Source organism: Streptococcus suis (genome assembly GCF_002964045.1).
Taxonomy (GTDB): Bacteria; Bacillota; Bacilli; order Lactobacillales; family Streptococcaceae; genus Streptococcus; species Streptococcus suis_U.
Map to the genome: position 1 here is coordinate 1 of NZ_POPB01000039.1, position 271 is coordinate 271.

Here is a 271-nt window from a genome sequence, read left to right on the forward strand (position 1 = left end):
CTGGTAAAGTAGGAAGTTTGTTTGGATTACCAATGGACTTGAAACCCTATAAAAAATGGCTTCTTGGCAGCTTTGCTTGCTTGACTGCAATTAGCTTAGGTATCTGTCTGTTTGCACCAAAATTAGGAAGTTTTGAACAAGAGAGCATGGTTAGCAATCTTTATCAAGCTCAGACCCAACTAAATACAACACGATCTGCTGCTGAAAATGCTAAAGCTACTAGTTTTGAAATTCAAAAAGGAGTTATCATCTTTGGCGATTCTGTTACTGT

General features: G+C 37.6%; 1 pseudogene. It reads left to right on the forward strand.

Annotated features, from left to right (window positions below):
• Positions 1-17: 17 nt before the first annotated feature.
• Positions 18-271: pseudogene (locus tag C1E99_RS00175) on the forward strand (acetyltransferase); the annotation flags it as partial.